Origin of the sequence: Nocardiopsis sp. NPDC006832 (assembly GCF_040635885.1) — a bacterium.
In the GTDB taxonomy this organism is placed as follows: Bacteria; Actinomycetota; Actinomycetes; order Streptosporangiales; family Streptosporangiaceae; genus Nocardiopsis.
Genome location: NZ_JBEYLC010000030.1, coordinates 52,632 through 74,970, shown reverse-complemented (window position 1 = coordinate 74,970; position 22,339 = coordinate 52,632). Strand labels below are relative to the sequence as shown.

Here is a 22,339-nt window from a genome sequence, read left to right as displayed (position 1 = left end):
ACTTCTGAAGTAGATACATCAAGAGGCACATCAACTGGTACTAAAGTACGAGCACAAGGCATCGTGTAAGTTCCAGTAACATGCATGTCTGCAATAACTAGTCCGGCGCGTGTGCGCCGGACCCCGCCCTCGTTCGCGTGTCCGTTATTCGGTGACGGGAAGCCTGATGCTGGTCGGGTCCTGTTCCGGGTCGTGGAACAGTTCCAGGGTCTCGGGGAGTTCGTCCACGGCCAGGATGAACACCAGCGGACCCACACCGGCCTCACCCGGATCGATCGTCCCCCACAGACTGGACGTGGCCTCGGCGGCGGTCGGCGACTCGGAGGTGAGCCAACGCTTGTCGTCCGTCACCAGCTTCTGGCTGTCGGAACCGAAGTCGATCGGGGTGTCGCCCCTGTTCTCCACGGTCAGGTCGATCACGCAGTAACGGCCGCCGGAGGGGGTCGAACGTCCGGGCAGCTCCTTGTCGCAGGAGAGATCCTCGACCTGGTAGCGGACCGATTCGTCGGCGGAGAACGCAGCGCCGTTCTCGTCGGTGGGCGCGGGTTCGTCCGGGGCCTGCCCGGCCTGGGAGTCCCCTTCCCGTTCCGGGCTCTCCGCCGCGGCCCCGGGATCGTCGGTCCCGCCTTCCTGGTTCCGGTCCGGGGAGAAGGCGCCGTTCATGGCGAGCAGGAACAGCAGGGCGAGGGCCACCGTCAGGGCGATGGCCGCCGCGATGACACCCCAGTAGAAGGTGCCGTGCCTGCCCGGGGCGGTGGGGCGGTGTGGCGGCGGGGGCACCGGCGGAACGTACGGCTGCGGGCCCCGCTGTTGTTCGGGCGGCGGCACCATCGGGATGGGCCCGGTGGAGGCCGGGTGATGCGCGGGCGGAGGTCCCTGTGGCCCAGCGGGCCCTGACGGCGCGGGGTGACCGGTCGACGGGTGCGCCGCGTGCTGCTGCTGAGGAGCCTGCTGCGGCTGTCGGGGCGGCTGGTGGGGCGCCTGCTGCGGCGGGTGGGTGAAGTTGCCGGTCTGGTGCGAGGGCGGGGCCATGGGGGCCGCCGCCTGGTACTGGCCGGGGGCGGGATGGCGCATGCCCGTCGCGCTCTGGTGCGCCGGATGCGGCATGCCCGGAGGCCCGGGCGGCCCCGGCGGCATCGGCGGCAGGTTGGGTCGCCACGACTGGTGCAGGGCGTGCGACACCATGTCGTTGGGGTTGCCGGCCTCCTCACCACCGGCGAGTTCCAGCAGGAGGTCCTGCGCGGTGGGCCTGCGTCCGGGTTCCTTGGCCAGGGCCCGGGCGACCAGCCGGTCCAGCGGCGGGTCCAGGTTGCTGATCTGGGGTTCGGCGAACAGCACCCGCTTGCCCAGCGTCATGGCGTCGCCGTTGCCGAAGGGGTGCGTGCCGTTGCCGGCGAAGGCCACCAGACAACCCCAGGCGAAGATGTCCGCCGAGGTGGTGACCTTCTCCTCCAGCAACTGCTCGGGAGCCATCCAGCCGGGGCTGCCCATGACGATGCCGGTCTGGGTGTGGTTGGTGGCGGTGTTCATCGCCCGCGCGATGCCGAAGTCGATCACCCGGGGACCGGAGATGGACAGCAGCACGTTGGCGGGCTTGAGGTCGCGGTGGACCAGCCCGGTGCGGTGGATGGCCGCCAACGCCGCGGCCACGCCCAGGGCGAAGCCGTGCAGCGTGGAGGAGTCCAGGGGACCGTTCTCCGCTATGTGCTCGGCCAGGGCCGTGCCCGCGATGTACTCGGTCACCATGTAGGGACGGTTCTCGAACGTCCCGTGGTCGAGCACCTTGGCGGTGCAGAAGGAGGCGACCTTGCGGGCGTTCTCCATCTCGTCACGGAAACGCGCCCGGGTCTGCTCGTCGAACGCGAGTTCCGGGCGGATCACCTTGATGGCTACATGGGTGTTCTTCTCGGGCGTGCTGCCCAGGTAGACGGTACCCATGCCGCCGCTGCCCAGCTTCCCGGACAGCACATAGGGACCGATGGTGGCCGGATCTCCGGCGGCCAACGGTTCCAGGTTCTTCGGGAGCCCATCCGACGGCAAGCGACCCTCCCCGACGGTGTCCAAACTCCGCCTTGCCCCAAGGTAGCGGTGTTTGTGCCCGGATTCCCACTCGTAGGCCGGATTGGGCCGCTTCGAGGGCGGGCGGAAACTGACATGACAGTGGTAGCGAGTCCATGGACATGGATTTCGGTCGAACTCCGAGGCGCGGATCTTCGCGCTGATCGAAGCCGGTGAACACCCTGGGCCCCGTTCCGGGGTGTGTGTTCACGCAAGGTGGGGGTTCCTTTACGATTGGGGACTCGTGACCGTTAATACCACCGTAACCGTGCGGGTCCCCGCGAAGGTGAACCTCCAGTTGGCGGTAGGGCCCGGCCGCGAGGACGGATTCCACGACCTCGTCAACGTGTTCCACGCCGTCTCGCTGTTCGACGAGGTTACCGTCAAGGACGCGTACCCGCGTCGGCAGAGTCCCCTCGTAACCCTCACCGCGGGCGGTGAGTTGGGATCTCACCTGGCCAGGGTGCCTTTGGACGAGAGCAACCTCGCCGCCCGCGCCGCCCTTTCGGTGGCGCGGGAGACCGGCAGAGGTGGGCCGGTCGACATCCACCTGGAGAAGAACATCCCCGTGGCGGGCGGCATGGCCGGGGGAAGCGCGGACGCCGCGGCGGCGCTGATCGCCTGCGACCGCCTGTGGGGTTGTGAGCTGCCCCGTGAGCGCCTGTTGGAGCTGGCCGCCCGACTGGGCAGTGACGTCGCGTTCGGCCTGGTCGGAGCCACCGCGGTGGGCACCGGCCGTGGCGAGATCCTGGAGCCGATGGCGAGCCCTGGCCGTTACCGCTGGGTGTTCGCCCTGTCCAAGCGCGGGCTGTCCACCGCGGACGTGTTCGCCGAGTACGACCGGTTGCGACCGGACGCGCCCACCCCCCGAGCGGACCCGGAGTTGGAGAAGGCGCTGGCCGCGGGGGACGCCGTGGCGCTGGGTCGGTCGCTGAGCAACGACCTGGAGCCCGCGGCCCTGTCGTTGCTGCCCGAGCTGGAGCGGACCCTGGCGGCCGGGCGTGGCGTGGGGGCACTCGGTGCCCTGGTGTCCGGTTCCGGCCCGACCTGCGCGTTCCTGGTGGGCGGGGACGAGGATTCGTCGGTGGTCGCCGAACGTGAGGCGGCGGTGGTGGCGGCGTTGCGGAGCACCGGACTGTGCGAGCAGGTCGTGGCGGCCGATGGCGACGTCCCCGGCGCCACGATTCTGTGACGCAAATCATGTGAGGTTTTTCGGGGGTCGGGCCCTTCGTTCGGGTTGACCTCAACCATTGTTGAGGTCGAACACTGGGTCGCATGACGATCACAGCCACGTTCTCCAGGTACGCCGACCTTCCGGCGCTCATCGGGCTGATGGAGGGGGACGAGAAGCACAACGGGGCTTCCTCGTCCACCCTCGACGTCCTGTGGGTGCTCTACGACCGTGTCCTCGACGTCACGCCCGACACCGCCGAGGCACCGGACCGCGATCGCTTCCTGCTCTCCAAGGGGCACGGGCCCGCCGCCTACTACGCGGTGCTCGCCGCCAAGGGCTTCCTCGACGTACCCACCCTGCGGGGTTGGACCACCTTCGACTCCCCGCTGGGTCACCACCCGGACCGCGTCCTGGTGCCCGGGGTCGAGATCGGCAGCGGCTCCCTCGGGCACGGGATGCCGCTGGGACTGGGCATGGCCCTCGGCCTGCGCGCCCAACGGATCCGTCGGGCCGACGGCACCGAACCACGAGTGGTGGTACTGGTCGGCGACGGCGAACTCGACGAGGGCAGCAACCACGAGGCCATCGCCGCCGCGGGCCGACTCGGTGTCGACAACCTCACCGTCGTGGCCATCGACAACGGCTCCGCCACCCACGGCTGGCCCGGCGGGATCGGCCGTCGCTTCGAGGTCGAGGGCTGGGAGACCCGTGAGGTGAACGGGCGCGACCACACCGCCCTGCACGACGCCTTCGTCCCGTCCCGGATCGGTCGGCCCCTGGCCGTCGTCGCACGCGTCCGCAACTGAGAAGCCGAGGAGCCCAAGACATGCGTGAGACCTTCGCCGCCACCGTCAACGAGGCCATGGACGAGGACCCCCGCACCGCGGTCGTCCTCGCCGACATCTCCGCCGGGATGTTCCGCCGTTCGTCGCTCAAGTACCCGGGCCGGGTGATCAACCTGGGCATCCGGGAACAGGCCCTGATCGACGTGGCCGGGGGACTCGCGCTCACCGGCATGCGCCCGATCGCGCACAGCTACGCGCCGTTCCTCATCGAGCGCCCCTTCGAACAGCTCAAGATCGGTCTCGGCCACCAGGACGCGGGCGCGATCCTGGTGAGCATCGGCGGATCCTACGACGCCGCCGAGGAGGGCCGCACCCACCAGGCGCCCGAGGACGTCGCCGTCCTCGACACCCTCCCCGGCTGGACCGTGCGGGTGCCCGGTCACCCCGACGAGGTCCGAGACGCCCTTCAACAGGACATCCCCGGGGACCACCGCGTCTACCTGAGGCTGTCGAACACCTCGAACCGGGCCGCGCTGCCCGTACGGTCTCGACTGCACGTGGTGCGCACAGGATCGCCCCGCTCCGCCGGCGTCGTACTGGCGGTCGGCCCGATGCTCGACCGGACCCTGGAGGCCACCGCCGACCTCGACGTCACGGTCGCCTACACCTCCACCGTGCGCCCCTTCGACCGTGAGGGGCTCGGTGTGCTGGCCGCCACGGCGGGCAACGCCGACGTGCTCCTGGTGGAGCCCTACCTGCGGGGAACGTCCGCGCACGAGGTCTCCGAGGCACTCGCCGACCGGCGACACCGCCAGCTGTCCCTGGGAGTGCCCCGGGACGCCGAGTTGCGCGCCTACGGGACCCCCGCCGAGCACGCCCGCGCCCACGGCTTGGACACCGAGGGAATCGCCAAGTCCGCCAGGGAGTTCTTCTTGGTGTGAGGGGTCCTTCCCCCGTGAACCCGCCCGGGGCCTCGCGTGGTGCGGCCCCGGGCGTTCCCCGGTGCGCGGTCCGCGCACCTTCGCGGGGGCAGCACAATGGAGGGTGATGACGAATCTGGTCAACCTTCAGGACGTGTCCCTGGCCTACGGGCCGCTCGTACTCCTCGACAAGGTGTCCCTTGGCGTGGACGAGGGCGAACGCATCGGCGTGGTCGGCCGCAACGGCGGTGGTAAGTCCACGCTGATCTCCGTGCTGTCCGCGATCACCGAGCCGGACTCCGGCCGGGTCGTGCACAACCGCGGACTACGGGTCGGTTTCCTGCACCAGCGGGACGACTTCCCCGAAAGTACCGTCGGCGAGTTCGTGCTCGGCGGGCTGGCCGAGCACGAGTGGGCGGGCAACGCGCGCATTCGCGACATCCTGAAGGGGCTGCTCGGTGGTTGGGACCTGAACCTGCCGATGTCGGGCCTCTCCGGTGGTGAGCGCCGCCGTTCCGGACTGGCGCGCCTGCTGGTCGACGACCACGACCTCATCGTGCTGGACGAGCCCACCAACCACCTCGACATCGAGGGCATCGCCTGGCTCGCCGCGCACCTGCGCGCACGCCCCGAGGCGCTCGTGGTCGTCACCCACGACCGCTGGTTCCTCGACGCCGTCACCACCCGCACCTGGGAGGTCGGGCGCGGCTCCGTCGAGCGCTACGAGGGCGGGTACGCGGCCTACGTGCTCGCCAAGGCCGAACGCGACCGTCAGGCCGCCGCCGCGGAGGACCGCCGGCAGAACCTGATGCGCAAGGAACTTGCCTGGCTGCGCCGCGGCGCCCCCGCGCGCACGTCCAAGCCCAAGTTCCGCATCGAGGCGGCCAACCAGCTCATCGCGGACGAGCCGCCGGCCCGCGACACCGTCGAACTGACGCGCTTCGCCACCTCCCGGCTGGGCAAGACCGTCATCGACCTCAAGGACGTGTCGTACTCGATCCCCGGCCGCACCCTGCTGGACCACCTCACCTGGCAGCTGGGCCCCGGCGACCGGGTCGGTCTGGTGGGCGTGAACGGCGCGGGCAAGTCCACGTTGCTCAAGATCCTCGCCGAGGAGCGCGACCCCGACTCCGGGACCGTGCGGACCGGTCGCACCGTCAAGCTCGCGCACCTGTCCCAGAACGTCACCGAACTCGACCCCACCGCCCGCCCCCTCCAGACCGTGATGGACGTGCGCGAGCACATCACCATCGGCAAGCGGGACTACACCGCGAGCCAGATGCTGGAGAAGTTCGGTTTCCGAGGCGAACGCCAGTGGACCCCGATCGGTGACCTGTCCGGTGGTGAGCGCCGCCGACTCCAGCTACTCCGTCTGCTCATGGACGAGCCCAACGTGCTGTTGCTGGACGAGCCCACCAACGACCTGGACATCGAGACGCTCACCGAGCTGGAGGACCTGCTCGACGGTTGGCCCGGTTCCCTCGTGCTGGTCAGCCACGACCGGTACTTCCTGGAGCGCATCACCGACCGTGTGCTCGCCCTGATGGGCGACGGTTCCCTGGCGTTCCTGCCCGGCGGGGTCGACGAGTACCTGGACCGCCGCGCCGCCGGCGCCGGTGACGTCACCGTGCCGTTGGGCGCCTCCGAGACGGCCGCCGCCGAGAAGCGGACCGAGGACGAGACACCGGCCGTCTCCGCGGCCGAGCGTCGCGCCGCCCAGAAGGAGATGCAGCGCGTCGAGCGGCGGATGGACAAGATCGCCAAGCAGGAGGCCCGGCTGCACGAGCAGATGGCCGCGGCCGCCGAGGACTACACCAGGCTCGCCGAGCTCGACGCGGAGGCCAAGGCCCTCGCCGGCGAGAAGGACGAGCTGGAGATGGTCTGGCTGGAACAGGCCGAACTCGTGGGCGACTGACGAGAGGGAGCGACATGGCGGAACTGGACGACATCCCGGTGACCTTGATCGACGGGCGCGAGACCACCTTCGGCGAGTGGGCCGGGAAGGTGCGCCTGGTGGTGAACGTCGCTTCCCGGTGCGGTCTCACCCCGCAGTACGGCGCGTTGGAGGAGCTCCAGAAGCGCTACGCCGACCGTGGCTTCACGGTCCTGGGTTTTCCCAGCAACCAGTTCCTCCAGGAGTTCGGTGGTGACGACAAGATCGCCGAGTACTGCTCGATGACCTGGGGCGTGACGTTCCCCATGATGGGCAAGGTCAAGGTGAACGGCCGGGGCCGGCATCCTCTCTACGCCGAGCTCACGGAGGTCCCCGACGCCGAGGGCAAGGCGGGGAAGGTGAAGTGGAACTTCGAGAAGTTCCTGGTGCTGCCGGACAACACCGTCCACCGCTTCCGCCCCACCACGGTCCCCGACGCCCCCGAGGTCGTCGACCTCATCGAGGGCGCGCTGCCTCGCTGATCAGGCGAACGGGCTGGACACCGCGTCGAGGGAGGCGACCTCCGCCTCGGTGAGCTCCAGCGACGTCGAGGCGACCAGGGCGGGCAACTGGTCGACGTTGCTGGCGGAGGCGATCGGGGCGGTGACGCCCTTGGCCGGCAGCCAGGCGAGGGCGACGGTCGCGGGCTCGCAGGAGCGGGCCTCGGCGATCTCCACCAGGGTGTCCACGACCTTGAGGGCGTCGTCGGTCAGCAACCCCTCGGCCATGCCCTTGCGCGCCTTGCCCTCCAGGTCGGCGGCCGTGCGGTACTTGCCGGTCAGCATCCCGGACGCCAGCGCGAAGTAGGGGAGCACCGCGACGTCGTACTCGCGGGCGATCGGGGCGTAGCCCTGCTCGTAGTCCTTGCGGTGGATCAGGTTGTACTGCGGCTGGATCGCCACCGGCAGGGTCAGGCCCTCTCGGGTCGCTACCTCGAACCACTCGCGCGTGCGCTCGGGGGAGTGGTTCGACAGGGCGAAGTGGCGGACGCGCCCGGACTTCACCAGGTCATGGAAGAGGCGGGCCTGGTCCTCGATGGAGACCTTCTCGTCGTCGTAGTGCGCGTAGTAGAGGTCGACGTGGTCGGTCCGAAGACGCGCGAGCGATTCGTTCAGCGCGGCGTCGACGTTCTCGGCCGACAGCCCCGGGCGGGTGGGCAGGCCGCCGACCTTGGTGGCGATGAAGACCTGGTCGCGGTTGCCGCGCGCGGCCGCCCACTCGCCGATGATCTTCTCGGACACGCCGCCCTCGTTGCCCTCGACCCACACCGAGTAGCTGTCGGCGGTGTCGATGAAGTTGCCGCCGGCGGCGACGAACGCGTCGAGCACCGCGAACGAGGTCTCGCGGTCGGAGGTCCAGCCGAAGGTGTTGCCGCCCAGTTGCAGCGGGAAGACGTCGATGTCGGTGCGCGGGATGCGGTTCATGGAAATCCCTTTCAGGAGGTCCCCACGGGAGACCTCGAACCATTGCTTGCGAATACTGCTGTCGCGGACCACGGCGGTGCCGTCGGGCGAAGAGGTACTACCGGACCCGCTCGCGGAAGACCTCGGCGATCTCCTGGGCCCCGGCGAGGTTGGTGTGGATGTCCGGACCCTGGGCGGTGTTGCACATCCAGGTCAGGTCGCAGACGTTCTGCAGGTTGACCGGCATCCCGGTGCCGCTGTCGTCGGGCACGGTGGTGTTGGAGCCGTCGAACACCTCATCGACGTCGGCGACGTCGATCCCGGCCGCCTGATAGGTGGTCGTGAGGGAGTCGTTGACGTCCTCCATGATTTCGACGGTGCCCTCCGCCACACCCGCCTCGGCGTCCTCGGCGACCTCGTCCGCGTTCTCCCGGGGGATGTCCTCGGAGACGTCCTCGGACTCTTCGGCGTCCCCGCCGCTCTCCTCGTTCTCCTCCAGCAGTGAGAGGGCGAGGAAGGGGTTGTAGTAGGTCATCGCGACGATCTGGGTTTGCGGACCGGCCGCGTCGGTGAGCCGTTCGGCGATCACCGGGACCTCGGTCTCCAGCCGTTCGAGGCCGTCGTCGACGCAGTCCCGGTCCAGGCCGACATCGTCGATGTCGAGCTCGGTCCTGCTCCCGGTCTCGGGGGCGATGCCCTCCACGCAGTCGGTGAAGTTGTTGGCGCCGATGGTGAGGGTGACCAGACCGACCCGGCCCTCGTGCTCCTCAAGGAAGTCCACGGCCTCATCCAGCTGGGAGCCCTGCTCGTAGCGGGTGTCGCAGTCGGCGATCCCGCCCTCGATGAACGTGGTGGTGTCCTCACCGCCACAGCCCATCCGCTCGTGCTGGAGCGTGGAGTCGGCGTCCTTCAGCGTGCGGTACAGGACGTCGGTGTACCCCTCCGGGGTCTCACGCTGGATACCGGACTCGTCGGGCTGCACACCGACGGTCAGCGAGTCTCCCAGGGAGAGGTAGTGACTCTGCGTGGAGGTGCTCGTCTCCTCCTCGCCACCCCCTCCGGAACATCCCGCGACCACCAGGACCGCGGCGACCGCGGCCGTCCACCGGATTCTCACAATGCTCTCCAACCAAGACCCTGTAGTGGCAATTGACTCGCGCGCCCAGAGGCGGATCCCCGGTGAGAGGACGGATACCGCCGAGTAACTAGCCTTGCTGGCCCGAGGGCGTCCTGTCGAGGGGGGCCAAGAGGCTTCTCAGTAACGATGCCAACTGCTCGCGTTCGGCGGCGGGCATGGGGGCGAGCAGGGTCTCCTCGTAGCTGAGCAGGGACGCCAGCGCGGCGTCGATGCGTTCGGCGCCCTTGTCGGTGAGCCGCACCAGCACACCGCGTTTGTCGGCGGGGTCGGGGCGGCGGCGCACCAGGTCTGCGGCGGTCAGACGATCGACCCGGTTGGTCATGGTGCCGGAGGTGACCAGGGTGGCGCGCAGCAGTCGGCCGGGGCTGAGTTCGTAGGGTGGCCCGGAGCGGCGTAGTTCGGCGAGGACGTCGAACTCCCAGGGTTCCAGGGCGTGCTCGGTGAACACGGTGCGCCGGGCACGGTCCAGGTGGCGGGCGAGCCGGGACACCCGGCTGAACACCTCTAGCGGTGACACGTCCACGTCCGGCCGTTGGGAGCGCCACGCCTCCAAGAGCCCATCCACCTCATCGCGCATGGGACACAGCCTATCTCTTGACATCAAGATAGTGGGGCGGGTACACGAAACGTACCCGCCCCACCGTCGATGTCCTTCAAACCGAGCGCTTGCGGCGCGTGTCCAACCTCGGCTTGGCCTCCAGCGCGGAGAGCCCGTTCCAGGCCAGGTTGACCAGGTGGGCCGCGACCACCTCGCGCTTGGGCTTGCGCACTTCCAGCCACCACTGGCCGGTCAGCGCCCACATGCCCACGAGTGCCTGCGCGTACATGGGAGCGAGTCCGGGATCGTAACCGCGTTCGTCGAACTCGTCGGCCATGATGTGTTCGACCTGGCTGGCGATGTCGTTGATCAGGCTGGCGAAACTGCCCGTCCCGGAGGCCACGTGGGAGTCGCGGGTGAGTACCCGGAAACCGACGCTGTCCTCCTCGACGTAGCGCAGCAGGGCCAGGGCCGCCTTCTCGATCTTGTTCCGTGCGTTGTCCGCGGTGAGGGCCTCGCCCATCATGTCCAGGAGCGTGCGCATCTCCCGGTCCACGACGACGGCGTAGATGCCCTCCTTGCCGCCGAAGTGCTCGTACACCACGGGTTTGGACACACCGGCCCGCGCGGCGATCTCCTCAACGGAGGTCGCGTCGAACCCTCGTTCGGCGAACAGCTCCCGGCCGATCCCCAACAGCTGTTGCCGACGCTCCTTGCCCGTCATGCGCTTGCGGCGCACGCGGGTCCCCTGTTCGCTGTCGGCTGCTCCCATGATGGTTACCGATCCTAGACCTTGACCCGCTTGGCGGCGAGTCGTTCGTTGTTGGGCCAGCGCACCTTGGTGGCCCAGCCGAACTTCTCGAACGCCCAGATGACCCGGGCGGAGATGTCGATCTGGCCCTTGAGTACACCGTGGCGGGCGCAGGTCGGGTCCGCGTGGTGCAGGTTGTGCCAGGACTCGCCGAACGACGGGATGGCCAGCCACCACACGTTGCGGGAGCGGTCGCGCACCTCGAAGTTCTCCTCGCCGATGGTGTGGCAGATGGAGTTGACCGACCAGGTGACGTGGTGCAGCAGGGCGATGCGGACCAGACTGGCCCAGAAGAAGGCGGTGACCGCGCCCCACCAGGACATGGTGACCAGACCACCGATGGCGGCCGGGGCGAACAGCGAGAACAGCACGATCGGCAGGAACAGCTTGTCGACGAGGACGACGTCCTTGTCCTTGAGCAGGTCCGGGGTGAAGCGGCGCGGTGAGGTCTTCTTCTCGTCCAGGTACATCCACGCCATGTGTGCGTAGTACATGCCCTTGGCCACGGACTTCCAGTCGTCGCCGAAGCGCCACGGCGAGTGCGGGTCGCCCTCGGCGTCCGCGTACTTGTGGTGGCGGCGGTGGTCGGCCACCCACTTGATGACACTGCCCTCGATGGCCAGGCTTCCGGCGACCGCCAGCGCGATGCGCAGCGGGCGATTGGCCTTGAAGGAACCGTGTGTGAAGTGACGGTGGAAGCCGACGGTGATGCCCAGACCGCTGATCACGTAGAAGACCGTCGCGATGACGATGTCGGTGATCGTCAGGCCCCAACCCCAGAAGAACGGCACCGCGGCGAGCAGGGCGAGTAGCGGGACGAACACGAACGCGAAGACGGTGTAGCGCTCGGCCTTGCCCCTCAGTTCGGGCTCGTACTCGGGAATCGGCTCACGTTTGGCGGCGCGTGTCGCGGTGCTCTCGGTCTCTTCGGCGGGAACTTCAGGGGCAGCGGTCATGGTCTTGCACACCTCGTCGCAGGAAACGTCGTCGCTGGTCAGTACGGCGTCACAGGGGTTTGGTGTACCCGGCGGGACGGCCCAACCTATTCCTACGTAACCGTAACCTACGTCCCCGTAGGTTTGGCAAGCCCTCAGTGAAAGGCGCTATGTTGGTGGCGGACGCACGGGCGGACCGCCCGTCGCGTTCCCGGATGATGTAATCGGCAGCATGTGGGGTTTTGGTCCCCATCGTCCAGGTTCGAGCCCTGGTCCGGGAGCGGCCCGCCGTCAGGCCTGAGACGGTGACCACACGATCGTGTGGATCACACGAGCCGCGGTCCCACTCGGGTGGCCTTTCCCCGCCACATCCCGTGGTTCCGCCGTACGGCGCCCGAAATCGGTGTCACCCTCCACGCGCGCCACCGCAGAAGAGCGCTCATGACGCGCATGTATCCTTCCCATGTCGGCCGCCGGTCATCCGACGGCCGCCCGCTCGGCATGCGGGACGCGCCGCCGAAGGGTGAGCCGACTGTTCAAGTGCCAGCTATCACGAGGGGTCTCCTTCAGTGAGCGTGAAACGCCCGGCTGCCGTCATCGTCCTCTCCGCGGGAGAGGGCACCCGGATGAAGTCCAAGCTCCCCAAGATGCTGCACGAGATCGGCGGCCGCAGCATGCTCGGCCACGTTCTCGAAGCGGCGCGGGCGACCGATCCCGAACACACGGTGGTGGTGCTCGGCCACAAGCGTGAACACTTCACCGAGCACCTCTCGCGGGTCGCCCCAGAGGCGTCCACCGCCATCCAGGAGGAACAGAACGGCACCGGTCACGCGGTGCGCATGGCCCTGGAGGACCTGGCCCGGCAAGGGCTCAAGCTCACCGGGACCGCCGTTCTCACCTGTGGTGACACCCCGCTCCTGCGCGGCCAGACCCTGGTCGGTCTGATCGCCGAACACGAGCGCGAGGGCAACGCCGTCACGGCCCTGTCGGCCCGGGTCCCCGACCCGCACGGCTACGGCCGCATCGTCCGCGACGCCGACGGCGGGTTCACCGAGATCGTCGAGCAGTCCGACGCGACGCCCGATCAGCTCGCCATCGACGAGATCAACTCCGGCATGTACGCCTTCGACGCGGCCCTGCTCACCGAGGTCGTCCAGCGTCTGTCCAGTGACAACGCCAAGGGTGAGGAGTACATCACCGACGTCGTCGGTCTGCTCCGCGGCGACGGTCACCGGGTCGGCGCGTGGGTCGCCGACGACTGGCACGAGGTCCAGGGCGTCAACAACCGCGTCCAGCTCGCCGAGGCCCGTCGACTGCTCAACGACCGTCTCCTGCATGACCTCATGCTCTCCGGCGTCACCATCGTGGACCCCGCGACGACCTGGGTGGAGGCCGAGGTCGTCATCGGTCGCGACACCGTGGTGCACCCCGACACCCGGCTGTACGGCACCACCCGCATCGGCGAGGACGCCGAGATCGGCCCCGGCGCCGACCTGCGCGACACCGTCGTCGGTGACGGCGCCGTGGTGCGACAGACCACCGCGGACGGCGCCGAGATCGGGGCCGAGGCCGGCGTCGGTCCCTACACCTACCTTCGGCCGGGCACCCGCCTGGCCGGGCGGACCAAGGCCGGGGCCTTCGTCGAGGTCAAGAACTCGAACGTGGGCGCCGGATCGAAGATCCCGCACCTGACCTACGTGGGCGACGCCGACATCGGTGTGGGCAGCAACATCGGCTGCTCCTCGGTGTTCGTCAACTACGACGGGGTCGACAAGTCCCGGAGCACCATCGGCGACCACGTGCGCATCGGCAGCGACAACACCATCGTCGCGCCCGTGACCGTGGGCGACGGCGCCTACTCCGGCGCCGGGACCGTGGTCCGCGACGACGTTCCGCCGGGGGCCCTGGCCGTTTCCGAGGGACACCGGCAGCGTAACGTCGAGGGCTGGACGCTTCGCAAGCGTCCGGGAACAGCCTCCGCCGAAGCGGCGGAGCAGGCGGAACGGCGCGCGGGCGCCGACGCCGACGAGCAGTGACTGTGGGGGAGAATCACGTGACCGGGATGAAGGCCACCGGGCAGAAACAACTGATGCTTTTCTCGGGGCGCACGCACCCCGCGCTGGCCGAGGAGGTGGCCAAGGAGCTGGGGATCGACGTGGTCCCCACCCGGTTCGACACCTTCGCCAATGGCGAGATCTTCGTTCGCTACCTGGAGTCGGTGCGAGGGTCCGACGCCTTCGTGATCCAGTGTCACGCGGACCCGATCAACGAGTCGATCATGGAGCAGTTGATCATGGTGGACGCGCTCAAGCGTGCCTCCGCCAAGCGGATCACCGTGGTGACCCCGTTCTTCGGCTACGCGCGCCAGGACAAGAAGCACCGCGGCCGCGAGCCCATCTCCGCCCGCCTCATGACGGACCTGTTCCGTACCGCGGGCGCGGACCGGATGATGGCCGTCGACCTGCACACCGACCAGATCCAGGGTTTCTTCGACGGGCCGGTGGACCACCTGTTCGCGCTGCCGATCCTGGCCGACCACATCGGTGCCCAGGTCGACCACTCCGAGATCACCGTGGTCTCCCCCGACGCCGGCCGCGTGCGCACCGCCGACCGTTGGGCCGACCGTCTGGGCGCGCCGCTGGCCATCATCCACAAGCGTCGTGACCCGGACATCGCCAACGAGGTGAAGGTGCACGAGGTCGTCGGTGAGGTCAAGGACCGCGTCTGCGTCCTGGTCGACGACATGATCGACACCGGTGGCACCATCGTGAAGGCCGCCGACGCCCTCTTCGAGCAGGGCGCCAAGAAGGTCCTGGTCGCGGCCACCCACGGGGTCCTCTCGGGGCCGGCCGCCGAGCGTCTGCAGAACTCGCGCATCTCCGAGGTCGTCATCACCAACACGCTCCCCATCCCCGATGAGCGTTGCTTCGACAAGCTGACCACGCTGTCGATCGCCCCGCTGATCGCCCGTGCGGTCAACGAGGTGTTCACCGACGGTTCGGTGACCAGCCTGTTCGACTGAGTGAGAGAACGGCCTCACATCAGAGGCCCTCTCAGGCGCTGAAACGCCCGTCCCCCACCGGGGTCCACCGCTTCGCGGGTGGGCCCCGGTGGGGGATGTACGGAGTCGTCACCAGAAGCAGTAGACTTGACCGAGTGTCCCCGTGCCCGGATGGATGCGCGCGCTTCCCGCGTGTGTTCCCCATCTGGTAAACCCACACGGGCAGGGGTGCGCGACGAGCGTTCCCGGGCCGGGCGGGTCCGGTGGCGGCTCGCCGGGCACGCCTGGAACCTGGGTGGTCGAGTCCCCAACCAGATGGGCGACCCCGCCGTATTCCCCGCCGAGGGCGGGAATCGTTCGTACTACTGGAGTCGTGTTCCCCGTGCTGCGGGGTTGAACCCGAGGAGTTTTGTCGTGTCCGAGGTACGTATCGCTGCCGAGCCCCGCACGGAATTCGGCAAGGGCGCCTCTCGTCGCGCCCGCCGCGCGGGTAAGGTGCCGGCCGTCCTCTACGGCCACGGCACCGAGCCCCGCCACCTGAACCTGCCGGGCCACGAGCTCATGCTCGCCCTGAAGACCCCGAACGTCCTGATCCGCATCGAGGGTCTGGACAAGGACAACCTCGCCCTGCCCAAGAGCATCCAGCGCGATGCCATCAAGGGCTTCCTGGAGCACGTCGACCTGCTCGTCGTGACCAAGGGCGAGCGGGTCGAGGTCGAGGTGCCCCTGGTCCTGACCGGCGAGGTCAAGGCCCCGGGTGTTCTCAACCAGGAGCTGGTGACCGTTCGCGTTCTGGTCGAGGCCAACAACATCCCCGACCAGGTCGTGTTCGACATCCAGGGCATGGAGATCGGTGCCGTTCCCACCGCCGGAGAGGTCGAGCTTCCCCAGGGCGCAACCCTGGTGGACGACGCTGAGACCACCGTGCTCACCGTTTCCGCGCCTCGCGTGGACGAGGAGCCGGAGACCAGCACCGAGGCCGCCGAGGCCGCTGGTGACGCAGCCGAGTAAGTCGGCGACTCGTCATCACGAGTTTCACACCGAACGCGCGGGCCCCCAGGGGTCCGCGCGTTCGGCGTTTCGGAGCCCGGACGCGTCTCGATAGGGTCATTCGACATGTGGGGCTTTTTGAGCAGGCTGGGTGTCAGGAAGAGCAGGGACGACAAGGACATGGCCGAGACCGAGCGATGGTTGGTCGTGGGGTTGGGCAACCCAGGCCCCAAGTACGCGGGGAACCGGCACAACGCCGGCTTCATGGTGGTGGACGCGCTGGCGGCCGACAAGGGTGAGCGATGGAAGGCCCACAAGGCGCACGCCGAGGTCGTGGAGACCCGAATCGACGGCGCCGCCGTGGTCCTGGCCAAGCCCCGTACCTTCATGAACGTGTCCGGGGGCCCGGTCGCCGGGCTCGCGAAGTTCTACAAGGTCCCCATGGAGCGGATCATCGTCGTGCACGACGAGATGGACATCGACTACGGGGCCCTGAAGCTGAAGAAGGGCGGGGGCTCCGGCGGCCACAACGGGCTGAAGTCGACCACCGCCTCCCTGGGCGGCCCCGACTACCTTCGGGTGCGTTTCGGCGTGGGCCGTCCCCCCGGACGGATGGACCCGGCGGCGTACGTCCTGCGCGATTTCTCCACCACCGAGAGCCGTGAGCTGGACCTGAACGTGGATCGGGCGGCCGACGCGGTCCGTACCATCCTGACCGACGGTCTGGGCAAGGCGCAGAACGTCTTCCACACCGCCGCTTGACCGATGGCCCCGGGCGGGCACGGGATCCGGGGTCGTCGCCCCGCCCGGGTGCCGGCTCAGGAGGCGTCGAGCAGGGCTTCCAAGAGCGCGTCGTAGGCGGGCTTGGTGGTCAGGTCGTCCCAGTAGATGGTGGCGGCGCCCTCACCTTCGAAGGTCACCGGGACCCAGGAGTACTTGTCCGGCAGTCCCCAGACCGTGTAGGAGCCGCAGGAGTCCAGGTTGAGACAGGCCTCCAGGGTTCGCGCGTAGTAGTCGGCCTGTTGCCGCAGCTGCTCCTCGGTGGGCTCCGCGCCCTCGGCGAGGGGCATACGCACGTCCACCTCGGTCAGGGCGGTGCCCAGTCCGAGCTCCTCGAAGCGACGCAGGTTGTCCTCCAGGTCGGCGGGGAAGCCGTACTGCAGGCTCAGGTGTCCCTGGGCGGAGAACCCGTGCAGGGGCACACCGTCGGCGAGCAGTTCCCGACTGAGCGCGAGGTAGGCGTCGCTCTTGGCGTTGACGCTCTCCACGCTGTAGTCGTTCAGGTACAGCTCGGCCCCGGGGTCGGCCTCGTGCGCCCAACGGAAGGCGTCGGCGATGATCTCCGGGCCGAGTTCGCGGATCCAGACGTTCTCCTGGGTCCGCAGGTTCCCGTTGTCGTCGAAGATCTCGTTGGCCACGTCCCACTGCTGGATCTGTCCGGCGTAGCGTCCGACGACGGTCTCGATGTGGTCCCGCAGGATGTCGCGGAGCTCTTCGTCGGTGAAGTCGCCGTTCTCCAGCCATTCGGGGTTCTGGCTGTGCCACAGGAGGGTGTGGCCGCGCACGACCTGCCCGTTCGCCCGGGCGAATTCGACGATGGCGTCGGCTTCGTCGAAGGCGTAGGTGTCCCGGTCCGGGCGAAGGTGGTCCCACTTCATCTGGTTCTCCGCCGACAGAGAGGTGAACTCGGTGGCGAGCAGGTTCCGGTAGGGGGCGTCACCGGTGAAGGGGTCGGGGTAGTCCTGGTCACCGTGGTGTCCGCCACCGGCCACGGCGCTGCCGATGACCAGGCCGTCGGGGGCGGCGTCTCCCAGAGTCACCTGTTGTGCGTCGCCGACCGTTTCGGCCGGTCGGGCGTTGGAGTTCGAAAGGGCGGGGGAGAGGGTCAGAGGTACGGCCAGGGCGGCGACCGCGGCTCCGACCAGGAGCGTCGACGTTCGTACTTGTCTCATTGCGGGGGCACTCCAGAGGGTCGGGTTCCGAAACTTTTCGGCAATATTCCGAAACATGAGTGGAAATGGACAGTAGATCGGGGCCCGGTGAGCGTCAAGACCCCTACGGGGGAGGAATTCCGGGGCCGGTGGTCCCGGGGGCTCGTACTCTGGGTGAGCACCAAGGAGGATCAGTGGTCGGTACCCCATCCCGAGACGTCACCATCTCCGCCATCGCCGCGGAGGCCGGAGTCTCGGCCCCCACGGTCTCTCGTGTCCTCAACGGGCGCGAAGACGTCGCCCCCGCCACCAGGGAGCGGATCGAGAAGCTGTTGCGCACGCACGGCTACCGACGTCGTGGGCAGCGGTCGAAGGAACGTGTCGGCCTGATCGACCTGGTCTTCAACGACCTGGACAGCCCGTGGGCGGTGGAGATCATCCGTGGGGTGGAGGACGTCGCCCACCAGTCGGGCGCCGGGGTGGTCGTCTCGGCGATACATCGCAGGGCGACCTCGGCCCGACAATGGTTGGACAACGTTCGGGCCCGGGTCAGCGACGGCGTCATCCTGGTCACGACCGACCTGGACCCCTCGCTGAACGAGGAGCTGCGGGAGCTGAAGGTGCCGGCCGTGGTCATCGACGCCGTGGGCGTCCCGGACCTGGCCACCCCCACCATCGGTGCCACCAACTGGTCGGGCGGGTTGAGCGCCACCGAGTACCTCATCGAACTGGGTCACCGACGCGTCGGCTTCGTCGAGGGGCGCCCGGAGCTGTGGTGCAGCCGGGCCCGGATGGACGGGTACCGGGCCGCGCTGGAGATGGCCGGGATCGCCGTGGAGGACGGCCTCATCGCCTCGGGGAAGTACACCTACGAGTCGGGTTTCCGGGCCGGTCAGAAACTGTTCGAGGGGGAGAACCCGCCCACCGCGGTGTTCGTCTCCAGCGACCAGATGGCCCTTGGTGTGTACGAGGCGCTGCGACAGCGCGGGCTCCGGGTGCCCGACGACGTCAGCGTGGTCGGGTTCGACGACCTGCCCGAGGCGCGCTGGTCGTCGCCGCCCCTGACCACGGTCCGCCAGCCCTTGGCGGACATGGGTCGGATGGCGGTGCGCACCATCCAGCGGATCGTCCGGGCCGAGAACATCGAGAGCTCGCGCATCGAACTGGCCACGCGGCTCGTGGTCCGCGACAGCACCACGCCCCCGAACCGCTGACCCGGGTCAGCGGGTGAGCAGGAGCCAGGTGTCGCGGGCGTCGATGTCGGGGGAGCGGCCACCCTCGGCCGTGACGGCGATCGCGCCCACCAGTGCGCCGGCAACGAACGAGGCGTGCAGTTCCGGGGGGACCCGCGAATGCGTCGCGGGGCGCCGTCCCTCGGAGAACCCCGACACCAGTGCGCCGGCGACACGTTCGCGCAGGAGTTCGGCGAAGCGGGCGCTGCCACGTTCGGCGAACATCCGTCGGTAGAGCACGGCGTTCTCCACCACGTGGGCGAACAGGTCGACCAGGGGCTCGGGGGTCGCGTCGCCGGGGGTGTCGAGCGGGCACAGCACCGCGCAACGGGCCACGTGCGCCACCGCGTCCTCCATGGCGTCGGCGACCAGCCCATCCAGGTCGGCATAGTGCTGGTAGGCGGTGGCCCGGTTGACCTCGGCCCTGCGGGCGACGGCGGCCATGGTGACGGTGGCGAGTTCCTGTTCCGCGGCCAGGGACAACAGTGCCGCGCGCAGGCGTTGGCGGGTCCGGCGTACCCGGGGATCGTCGGGGTTCATGACCCACAGCATAAACAACAGGTGTTGCTTTAGCAACGAGTGTCGTTTATCTTGGCGACATGAGAATCGAGATCTGGGCGGACCCGGTCTGCCCCTGGGCGTACATCGGCAAGCGCCGTCTGGAGAGGGCGCTCAAGGGCTGGACCGGAGAGTCGGCCGAGGTCGTGTGGCGTCCCTACCGAATCGACCCCACCGCTCCCGCCGTGTCCGAGCCGATCGACGAGGTCATGCGCGACCCCTTTGTCGAGGAGGCCCTCCGGTCCCGTGGTCCGGAATCCGGGGACGCCGCCGACGGCGAGCTGTTCCAGGTGTCCGAACTGGCCGCGGCCGAGGGCATCGAGGGTGAGTGGGGCGCCGCCTGGCGCGCGAACACCCACGACGCCCACCGTCTGCTGGCCCTGGCCGAGGAGGAGGGCGGCCCCGCGCTCCAGGACGCGGTGGTGGAGCGGCTGTTGCGCGCCCACTTCGTGGAGGGCCGTGACATCGCCGACCACGCCGTGCTGGCCGCGATCGCCGCCGACGCCGGTTCCGACCGGGGCGGTGAGCTCTCGGCCGAGGCCGGTGACCGTAGGGTGCGTGAACTCCTGCTCATCGGCAAGGCCGAGGGGGTGCGCACCTCCCCGACCTTCGTCGTCAACGGGATGTCCCTGTCCGGGGCCCAGGACCCGGCGCTGATCGTGGACTTCCTGACCGAGGCCGCCGCCCGGCGACCTCGGGAGCTGCCCGAGGAGGTGGAACGCATGCGACGGGCCGAGGCCCTGCTCGCCCTGCGGGACCCGCTGGGCGCGCTCGAACTGCTCGGCCCGCTCATGGACGAACACGGTTCGGACCCGGCGCTCCGCCTGCTGGTGGCGCGCTCCTACTTCCACTCGGCTCAGCTGGGTCGGGCCCGCCGCACGCTGGAGCAACTCGTCTCCGAGGGGGCCGACGACGCTTACGCCCACCTGCTGTTGGGGCGCACGCTCCAGCGTCAGGGGGAGCGGGAGTCGGCCCGACCGCACCTGCGGTTGGCCGCGGTGATGAACCCGGCCCTGGCCTAGCCTCCGAACTGTCTCATCGACGCCCCGCCCGGTACCACCGGGCGGGGCGTCGCGCTGTGTGACGGGTTTCGGTCCTGGTGGGCTCGGCCTCCGAGATGTCCCCTTCGGTGGGGCCGGTCCCGGTCTCAAGACAGCCACATTCTTGCCGGGAACGGGACTTCTTCCGCCTCGCGTGGCAACTCCAAGCGACTTTTCCACTACTTTTGGTTACTGTTCGGGTTGGCGGTACGTACTTTGCGCCCGACGGCACGCCCCGCTCATACCCTCCGCGTGAGTCCCATGGCGCCAGGGGCGATTACCCATCGTGAGTAACCGAAGCCTTACGTGGTCTTGGGAGAGTGCGTGATCACAGGTAGTGGGACCATCCAGGAAGAGCCCACGGTCGTGGCGGGACCATCCGCCGACGTCCGTGCGACCGTAGGACCAGAGGGACCGCCGGTATGGGGCGCCGGCCCGAGACCGCGCCGAATTCGGGTCGTCGATCGACCCGGACCCGTACCCCGGGCCGACGGCTGGCTGCGCCGCTACGTCGTCGATCTGATCGGACTCGATCTCCTCGCCGCGCTCCTGGCCTGCTTCGCGGGGGTCGCCGTGAGGTTCCACGGCTCCCTGGGCACCGACGCCACCGCGCCCTATCTGCTCCTTGGACTCGTCTTCCCGCCGGTGTGGGTGCTCTTCGTGCTTCTCGGCGGCGGATACGAACGTCGCTTCCTCGGAGTCGGCACGGAGGAATATCGTCGGGTCGCCATGGCCGGGGCGGTGCTCGCCGCGACCGTCGCGATCGGCGCCTACGCCGTCAAGTTCGACCTGGCCCGCGGCTACGTGCTCATCACCCTGCCGCTCATCGTCCTGCTCGGCCTCGGCCTGCGCTACGCGCGCCGTAAGGCCCTGCACCGCAGCCGCCGCGCCGGACGGTGCGTCAGCGGCGTGGTGGTCGTCGGCCACCGCAGCGCCGCGGGCGAGCTCATCACCCGTTTTCGCGACGAGATCTACCACGGCATGGTGGTCGTCGGCGTGTGCCTGCCCGAACACGAGGCCGGTGTCACCGAGGTGGAGGGATGCCCGGTCCTGGGCACCTTCTCCGAAGCCGCCGACGCCGCCGCACTGGTCCGGGCGGACGTCGTCGCGGTACTGGCCTGTCCGGAGATGGACGGGGTGGAGCTGCGCCGGCTCGCCTGGCGGCTGGAGAAGACGGGGACGGACCTCACCGTCGCCTCCGCCCTCATGGAGGTCGCCGGTCCGCGCACCACGATCCGTCCGGTCGCGGGGCTGCCGCTGCTACACGTGGAGCACCCCGAACTCGTCGGTGCCCGACGGTTGTTCAAGGGGGCCTTCGACCGTTGCGCCGCGATCCTCGCCCTCGTCCTGCTCTCGCCCGTGTACATCGTGTTGTTCGTCCTGATCCGTGCCGAGGACGGCGGTCCCGTCCTGTTCCGCCAGACACGCGTAGGACGGGACGGGACCGAGTTCACTGTTTACAAGTTCCGTACGATGGTGGTCGGGGCCGAAGCGCTGAAGACGGTGCTCCAATCCCGAAACGAGCACGACGGTGTGCTCTTCAAGATGCGGCGGGACCCCAGGGTCACGTCCGTGGGGACGTGGCTGCGCCGCTACTCCCTCGATGAGCTTCCGCAGCTCCTCAACGTGGTACGCGGAGAGATGTCGCTCGTCGGTCCCAGGCCGCCGCTGCCGGAGGAGGTCGCCCGGTACGGGCACGACGTTCGACGGAGGTTGGTGGTCAAACCGGGGTTGACGGGCCTGTGGCAGGTCAGCGGTCGTTCCGACCTCTCTTGGGAGGAATCGGTCCGTCTGGACTTGCGGTACGTGGAAAACTGGTCGCTGACGTTGGACATCCAGATCCTGTGGAAGACGTGGTCAGCGGTGATCCGTGGGGCGGGAGCATACTAGCC

Annotated in this window: 20 protein-coding genes; 12 read left to right on the top strand and 8 right to left on the bottom strand. The window is 69.0% G+C overall.

Annotated features, from left to right (window positions below):
• Positions 1-144 precede the first annotated feature (144 nt).
• Complete coding sequence (locus ABZ717_RS15960; protein WP_358510458.1) at positions 145-2,040, bottom strand: serine/threonine-protein kinase; 1,896 nt, start codon at positions 2,038-2,040, stop codon at positions 145-147.
• 262 nt (positions 2,041-2,302) lie between these two features.
• Here ABZ717_RS15960 and ABZ717_RS15955 point away from each other — a divergent pair, with 262 nt between their 5' ends.
• From ABZ717_RS15955 to ABZ717_RS15935, 5 genes are all read left to right on the top strand, one after another.
• Complete coding sequence (locus tag ABZ717_RS15955) at positions 2,303-3,250, top strand: 4-(cytidine 5'-diphospho)-2-C-methyl-D-erythritol kinase (RefSeq protein ID WP_358510455.1); 948 nt, start codon at positions 2,303-2,305, stop codon at positions 3,248-3,250.
• A gap of 83 nt (positions 3,251-3,333) precedes the next feature.
• Positions 3,334-4,038 carry a thiamine pyrophosphate-dependent enzyme gene (locus ABZ717_RS15950; RefSeq protein WP_358510452.1) on the top strand — a complete coding sequence of 235 codons (705 nt, stop codon included), beginning with the start codon at positions 3,334-3,336 and terminating at the stop codon, positions 4,036-4,038.
• A 20-nt stretch (positions 4,039-4,058) separates the two neighbouring features.
• Positions 4,059-4,958, top strand: coding sequence for a transketolase (locus tag ABZ717_RS15945; protein ID WP_358510450.1), 900 nt, complete (start codon positions 4,059-4,061; stop codon positions 4,956-4,958).
• A 106-nt stretch (positions 4,959-5,064) separates the two neighbouring features.
• Positions 5,065-6,852 (top strand): ABC-F family ATP-binding cassette domain-containing protein, encoded by a 1,788-nt coding sequence (locus ABZ717_RS15940; RefSeq protein WP_358510447.1) that lies wholly within the window; start codon positions 5,065-5,067, stop codon positions 6,850-6,852.
• 14 nt (positions 6,853-6,866) lie between these two features.
• Positions 6,867-7,352, top strand: coding sequence for a glutathione peroxidase (locus tag ABZ717_RS15935; protein ID WP_358510444.1), 486 nt, complete (start codon positions 6,867-6,869; stop codon positions 7,350-7,352).
• On the opposite strand, the gene ABZ717_RS15930 is transcribed toward ABZ717_RS15935, so the two are convergent.
• The 5 genes from ABZ717_RS15930 to ABZ717_RS15910 form a co-directional block, all read right to left on the bottom strand.
• Positions 7,353-8,294: an aldo/keto reductase gene (locus ABZ717_RS15930; RefSeq protein ID WP_358510441.1), complete on the bottom strand. Its 942-nt coding sequence runs from the start codon at positions 8,292-8,294 to the stop codon at positions 7,353-7,355.
• Between the two features lie 97 nt (positions 8,295-8,391).
• Positions 8,392-9,390: an SGNH/GDSL hydrolase family protein gene (locus ABZ717_RS15925; protein ID WP_358510438.1), complete on the bottom strand. Its 999-nt coding sequence runs from the start codon at positions 9,388-9,390 to the stop codon at positions 8,392-8,394.
• Positions 9,391-9,478: 88 nt separating this feature from the next.
• Positions 9,479-9,988: a MarR family transcriptional regulator gene (locus tag ABZ717_RS15920; RefSeq protein ID WP_358510435.1), complete on the bottom strand. Its 510-nt coding sequence runs from the start codon at positions 9,986-9,988 to the stop codon at positions 9,479-9,481.
• Positions 9,989-10,064: 76 nt separating this feature from the next.
• Positions 10,065-10,721: a TetR/AcrR family transcriptional regulator gene (locus ABZ717_RS15915; protein WP_358510432.1), complete on the bottom strand. Its 657-nt coding sequence runs from the start codon at positions 10,719-10,721 to the stop codon at positions 10,065-10,067.
• A gap of 14 nt (positions 10,722-10,735) precedes the next feature.
• Entirely contained in the window at positions 10,736-11,716 is a 981-nt protein-coding gene (locus tag ABZ717_RS15910) for a fatty acid desaturase (RefSeq protein ID WP_358510430.1), read from the bottom strand.
• 548 nt (positions 11,717-12,264) lie between these two features.
• Here ABZ717_RS15910 and glmU point away from each other — a divergent pair.
• The 4 genes from glmU to pth all read left to right on the top strand — a co-directional run bounded on the left by glmU (position 12,265) and on the right by pth (position 16,448).
• On the top strand, positions 12,265-13,731 hold the full coding sequence (glmU, locus tag ABZ717_RS15905) for a bifunctional UDP-N-acetylglucosamine diphosphorylase/glucosamine-1-phosphate N-acetyltransferase GlmU (RefSeq protein WP_358510427.1): 1,467 nt from the start codon (positions 12,265-12,267) through the stop codon (positions 13,729-13,731).
• A gap of 17 nt (positions 13,732-13,748) precedes the next feature.
• On the top strand, positions 13,749-14,717 hold the full coding sequence (locus ABZ717_RS15900; RefSeq protein ID WP_358510424.1) for a ribose-phosphate diphosphokinase: 969 nt from the start codon (positions 13,749-13,751) through the stop codon (positions 14,715-14,717).
• A gap of 393 nt (positions 14,718-15,110) precedes the next feature.
• A complete protein-coding gene (locus tag ABZ717_RS15895; RefSeq protein ID WP_358510421.1) occupies positions 15,111-15,707 on the top strand; it encodes a 50S ribosomal protein L25/general stress protein Ctc in 597 nt (198 codons plus the stop codon).
• Between the two features lie 105 nt (positions 15,708-15,812).
• Positions 15,813-16,448 carry an aminoacyl-tRNA hydrolase gene (gene pth, locus ABZ717_RS15890; RefSeq protein WP_358510418.1) on the top strand — a complete coding sequence of 212 codons (636 nt, stop codon included), beginning with the start codon at positions 15,813-15,815 and terminating at the stop codon, positions 16,446-16,448.
• 56 nt (positions 16,449-16,504) lie between these two features.
• On the opposite strand, the gene ABZ717_RS15885 is transcribed toward pth, so the two are convergent.
• Entirely contained in the window at positions 16,505-17,638 is a 1,134-nt protein-coding gene (locus ABZ717_RS15885) for an endo-1,4-beta-xylanase (RefSeq protein ID WP_358510416.1), read from the bottom strand.
• Between the two features lie 173 nt (positions 17,639-17,811).
• On the opposite strand from ABZ717_RS15885, the gene ABZ717_RS15880 reads away from it, so the two are divergent.
• Positions 17,812-18,831: a LacI family DNA-binding transcriptional regulator gene (locus tag ABZ717_RS15880; RefSeq protein ID WP_358510413.1), complete on the top strand. Its 1,020-nt coding sequence runs from the start codon at positions 17,812-17,814 to the stop codon at positions 18,829-18,831.
• Positions 18,832-18,837: 6 nt separating this feature from the next.
• Here the strand turns inward: ABZ717_RS15880 and ABZ717_RS15875 are convergent, their stop codons facing one another.
• Positions 18,838-19,389, bottom strand: coding sequence for a TetR/AcrR family transcriptional regulator (locus tag ABZ717_RS15875; protein WP_358510410.1), 552 nt, complete (start codon positions 19,387-19,389; stop codon positions 18,838-18,840).
• Positions 19,390-19,448: 59 nt separating this feature from the next.
• Here ABZ717_RS15875 and ABZ717_RS15870 point away from each other — a divergent pair, with 59 nt between their 5' ends.
• Both ABZ717_RS15870 and ABZ717_RS15865 read left to right on the top strand, forming a co-directional pair.
• Positions 19,449-20,429, top strand: coding sequence for a DsbA family protein (locus ABZ717_RS15870; RefSeq protein WP_358510407.1), 981 nt, complete (start codon positions 19,449-19,451; stop codon positions 20,427-20,429).
• 342 nt (positions 20,430-20,771) lie between these two features.
• Positions 20,772-22,337 (top strand): sugar transferase, encoded by a 1,566-nt coding sequence (locus ABZ717_RS15865; RefSeq protein WP_358510404.1) that lies wholly within the window; start codon positions 20,772-20,774, stop codon positions 22,335-22,337.
• Positions 22,338-22,339: the final 2 nt, after the last annotated feature.

Coding starts and splice junctions, on each gene's coding strand:
- ABZ717_RS15870 (WP_358510407.1), top strand. CDS start 19,449: ATGAGAATCGAGATCTGGGCGGACCCGGTCTGCCCCTGGGCGTACATC.
- ABZ717_RS15930 (WP_358510441.1), bottom strand. CDS start 8,294: ATGAACCGCATCCCGCGCACCGACATCGACGTCTTCCCGCTGCAACTG.
- ABZ717_RS15950 (WP_358510452.1), top strand. CDS start 3,334: ATGACGATCACAGCCACGTTCTCCAGGTACGCCGACCTTCCGGCGCTC.
- ABZ717_RS15885 (WP_358510416.1), bottom strand. CDS start 17,638: ATGAGACAAGTACGAACGTCGACGCTCCTGGTCGGAGCCGCGGTCGCC.
- ABZ717_RS15945 (WP_358510450.1), top strand. CDS start 4,059: ATGCGTGAGACCTTCGCCGCCACCGTCAACGAGGCCATGGACGAGGAC.
- ABZ717_RS15940 (WP_358510447.1), top strand. CDS start 5,065: ATGACGAATCTGGTCAACCTTCAGGACGTGTCCCTGGCCTACGGGCCG.
- ABZ717_RS15875 (WP_358510410.1), bottom strand. CDS start 19,389: ATGAACCCCGACGATCCCCGGGTACGCCGGACCCGCCAACGCCTGCGC.
- ABZ717_RS15935 (WP_358510444.1), top strand. CDS start 6,867: ATGGCGGAACTGGACGACATCCCGGTGACCTTGATCGACGGGCGCGAG.
- ABZ717_RS15920 (WP_358510435.1), bottom strand. CDS start 9,988: ATGCGCGATGAGGTGGATGGGCTCTTGGAGGCGTGGCGCTCCCAACGG.
- ABZ717_RS15915 (WP_358510432.1), bottom strand. CDS start 10,721: ATGGGAGCAGCCGACAGCGAACAGGGGACCCGCGTGCGCCGCAAGCGC.
- ABZ717_RS15910 (WP_358510430.1), bottom strand. CDS start 11,716: ATGACCGCTGCCCCTGAAGTTCCCGCCGAAGAGACCGAGAGCACCGCG.
- pth (WP_358510418.1), top strand. CDS start 15,813: ATGTGGGGCTTTTTGAGCAGGCTGGGTGTCAGGAAGAGCAGGGACGAC.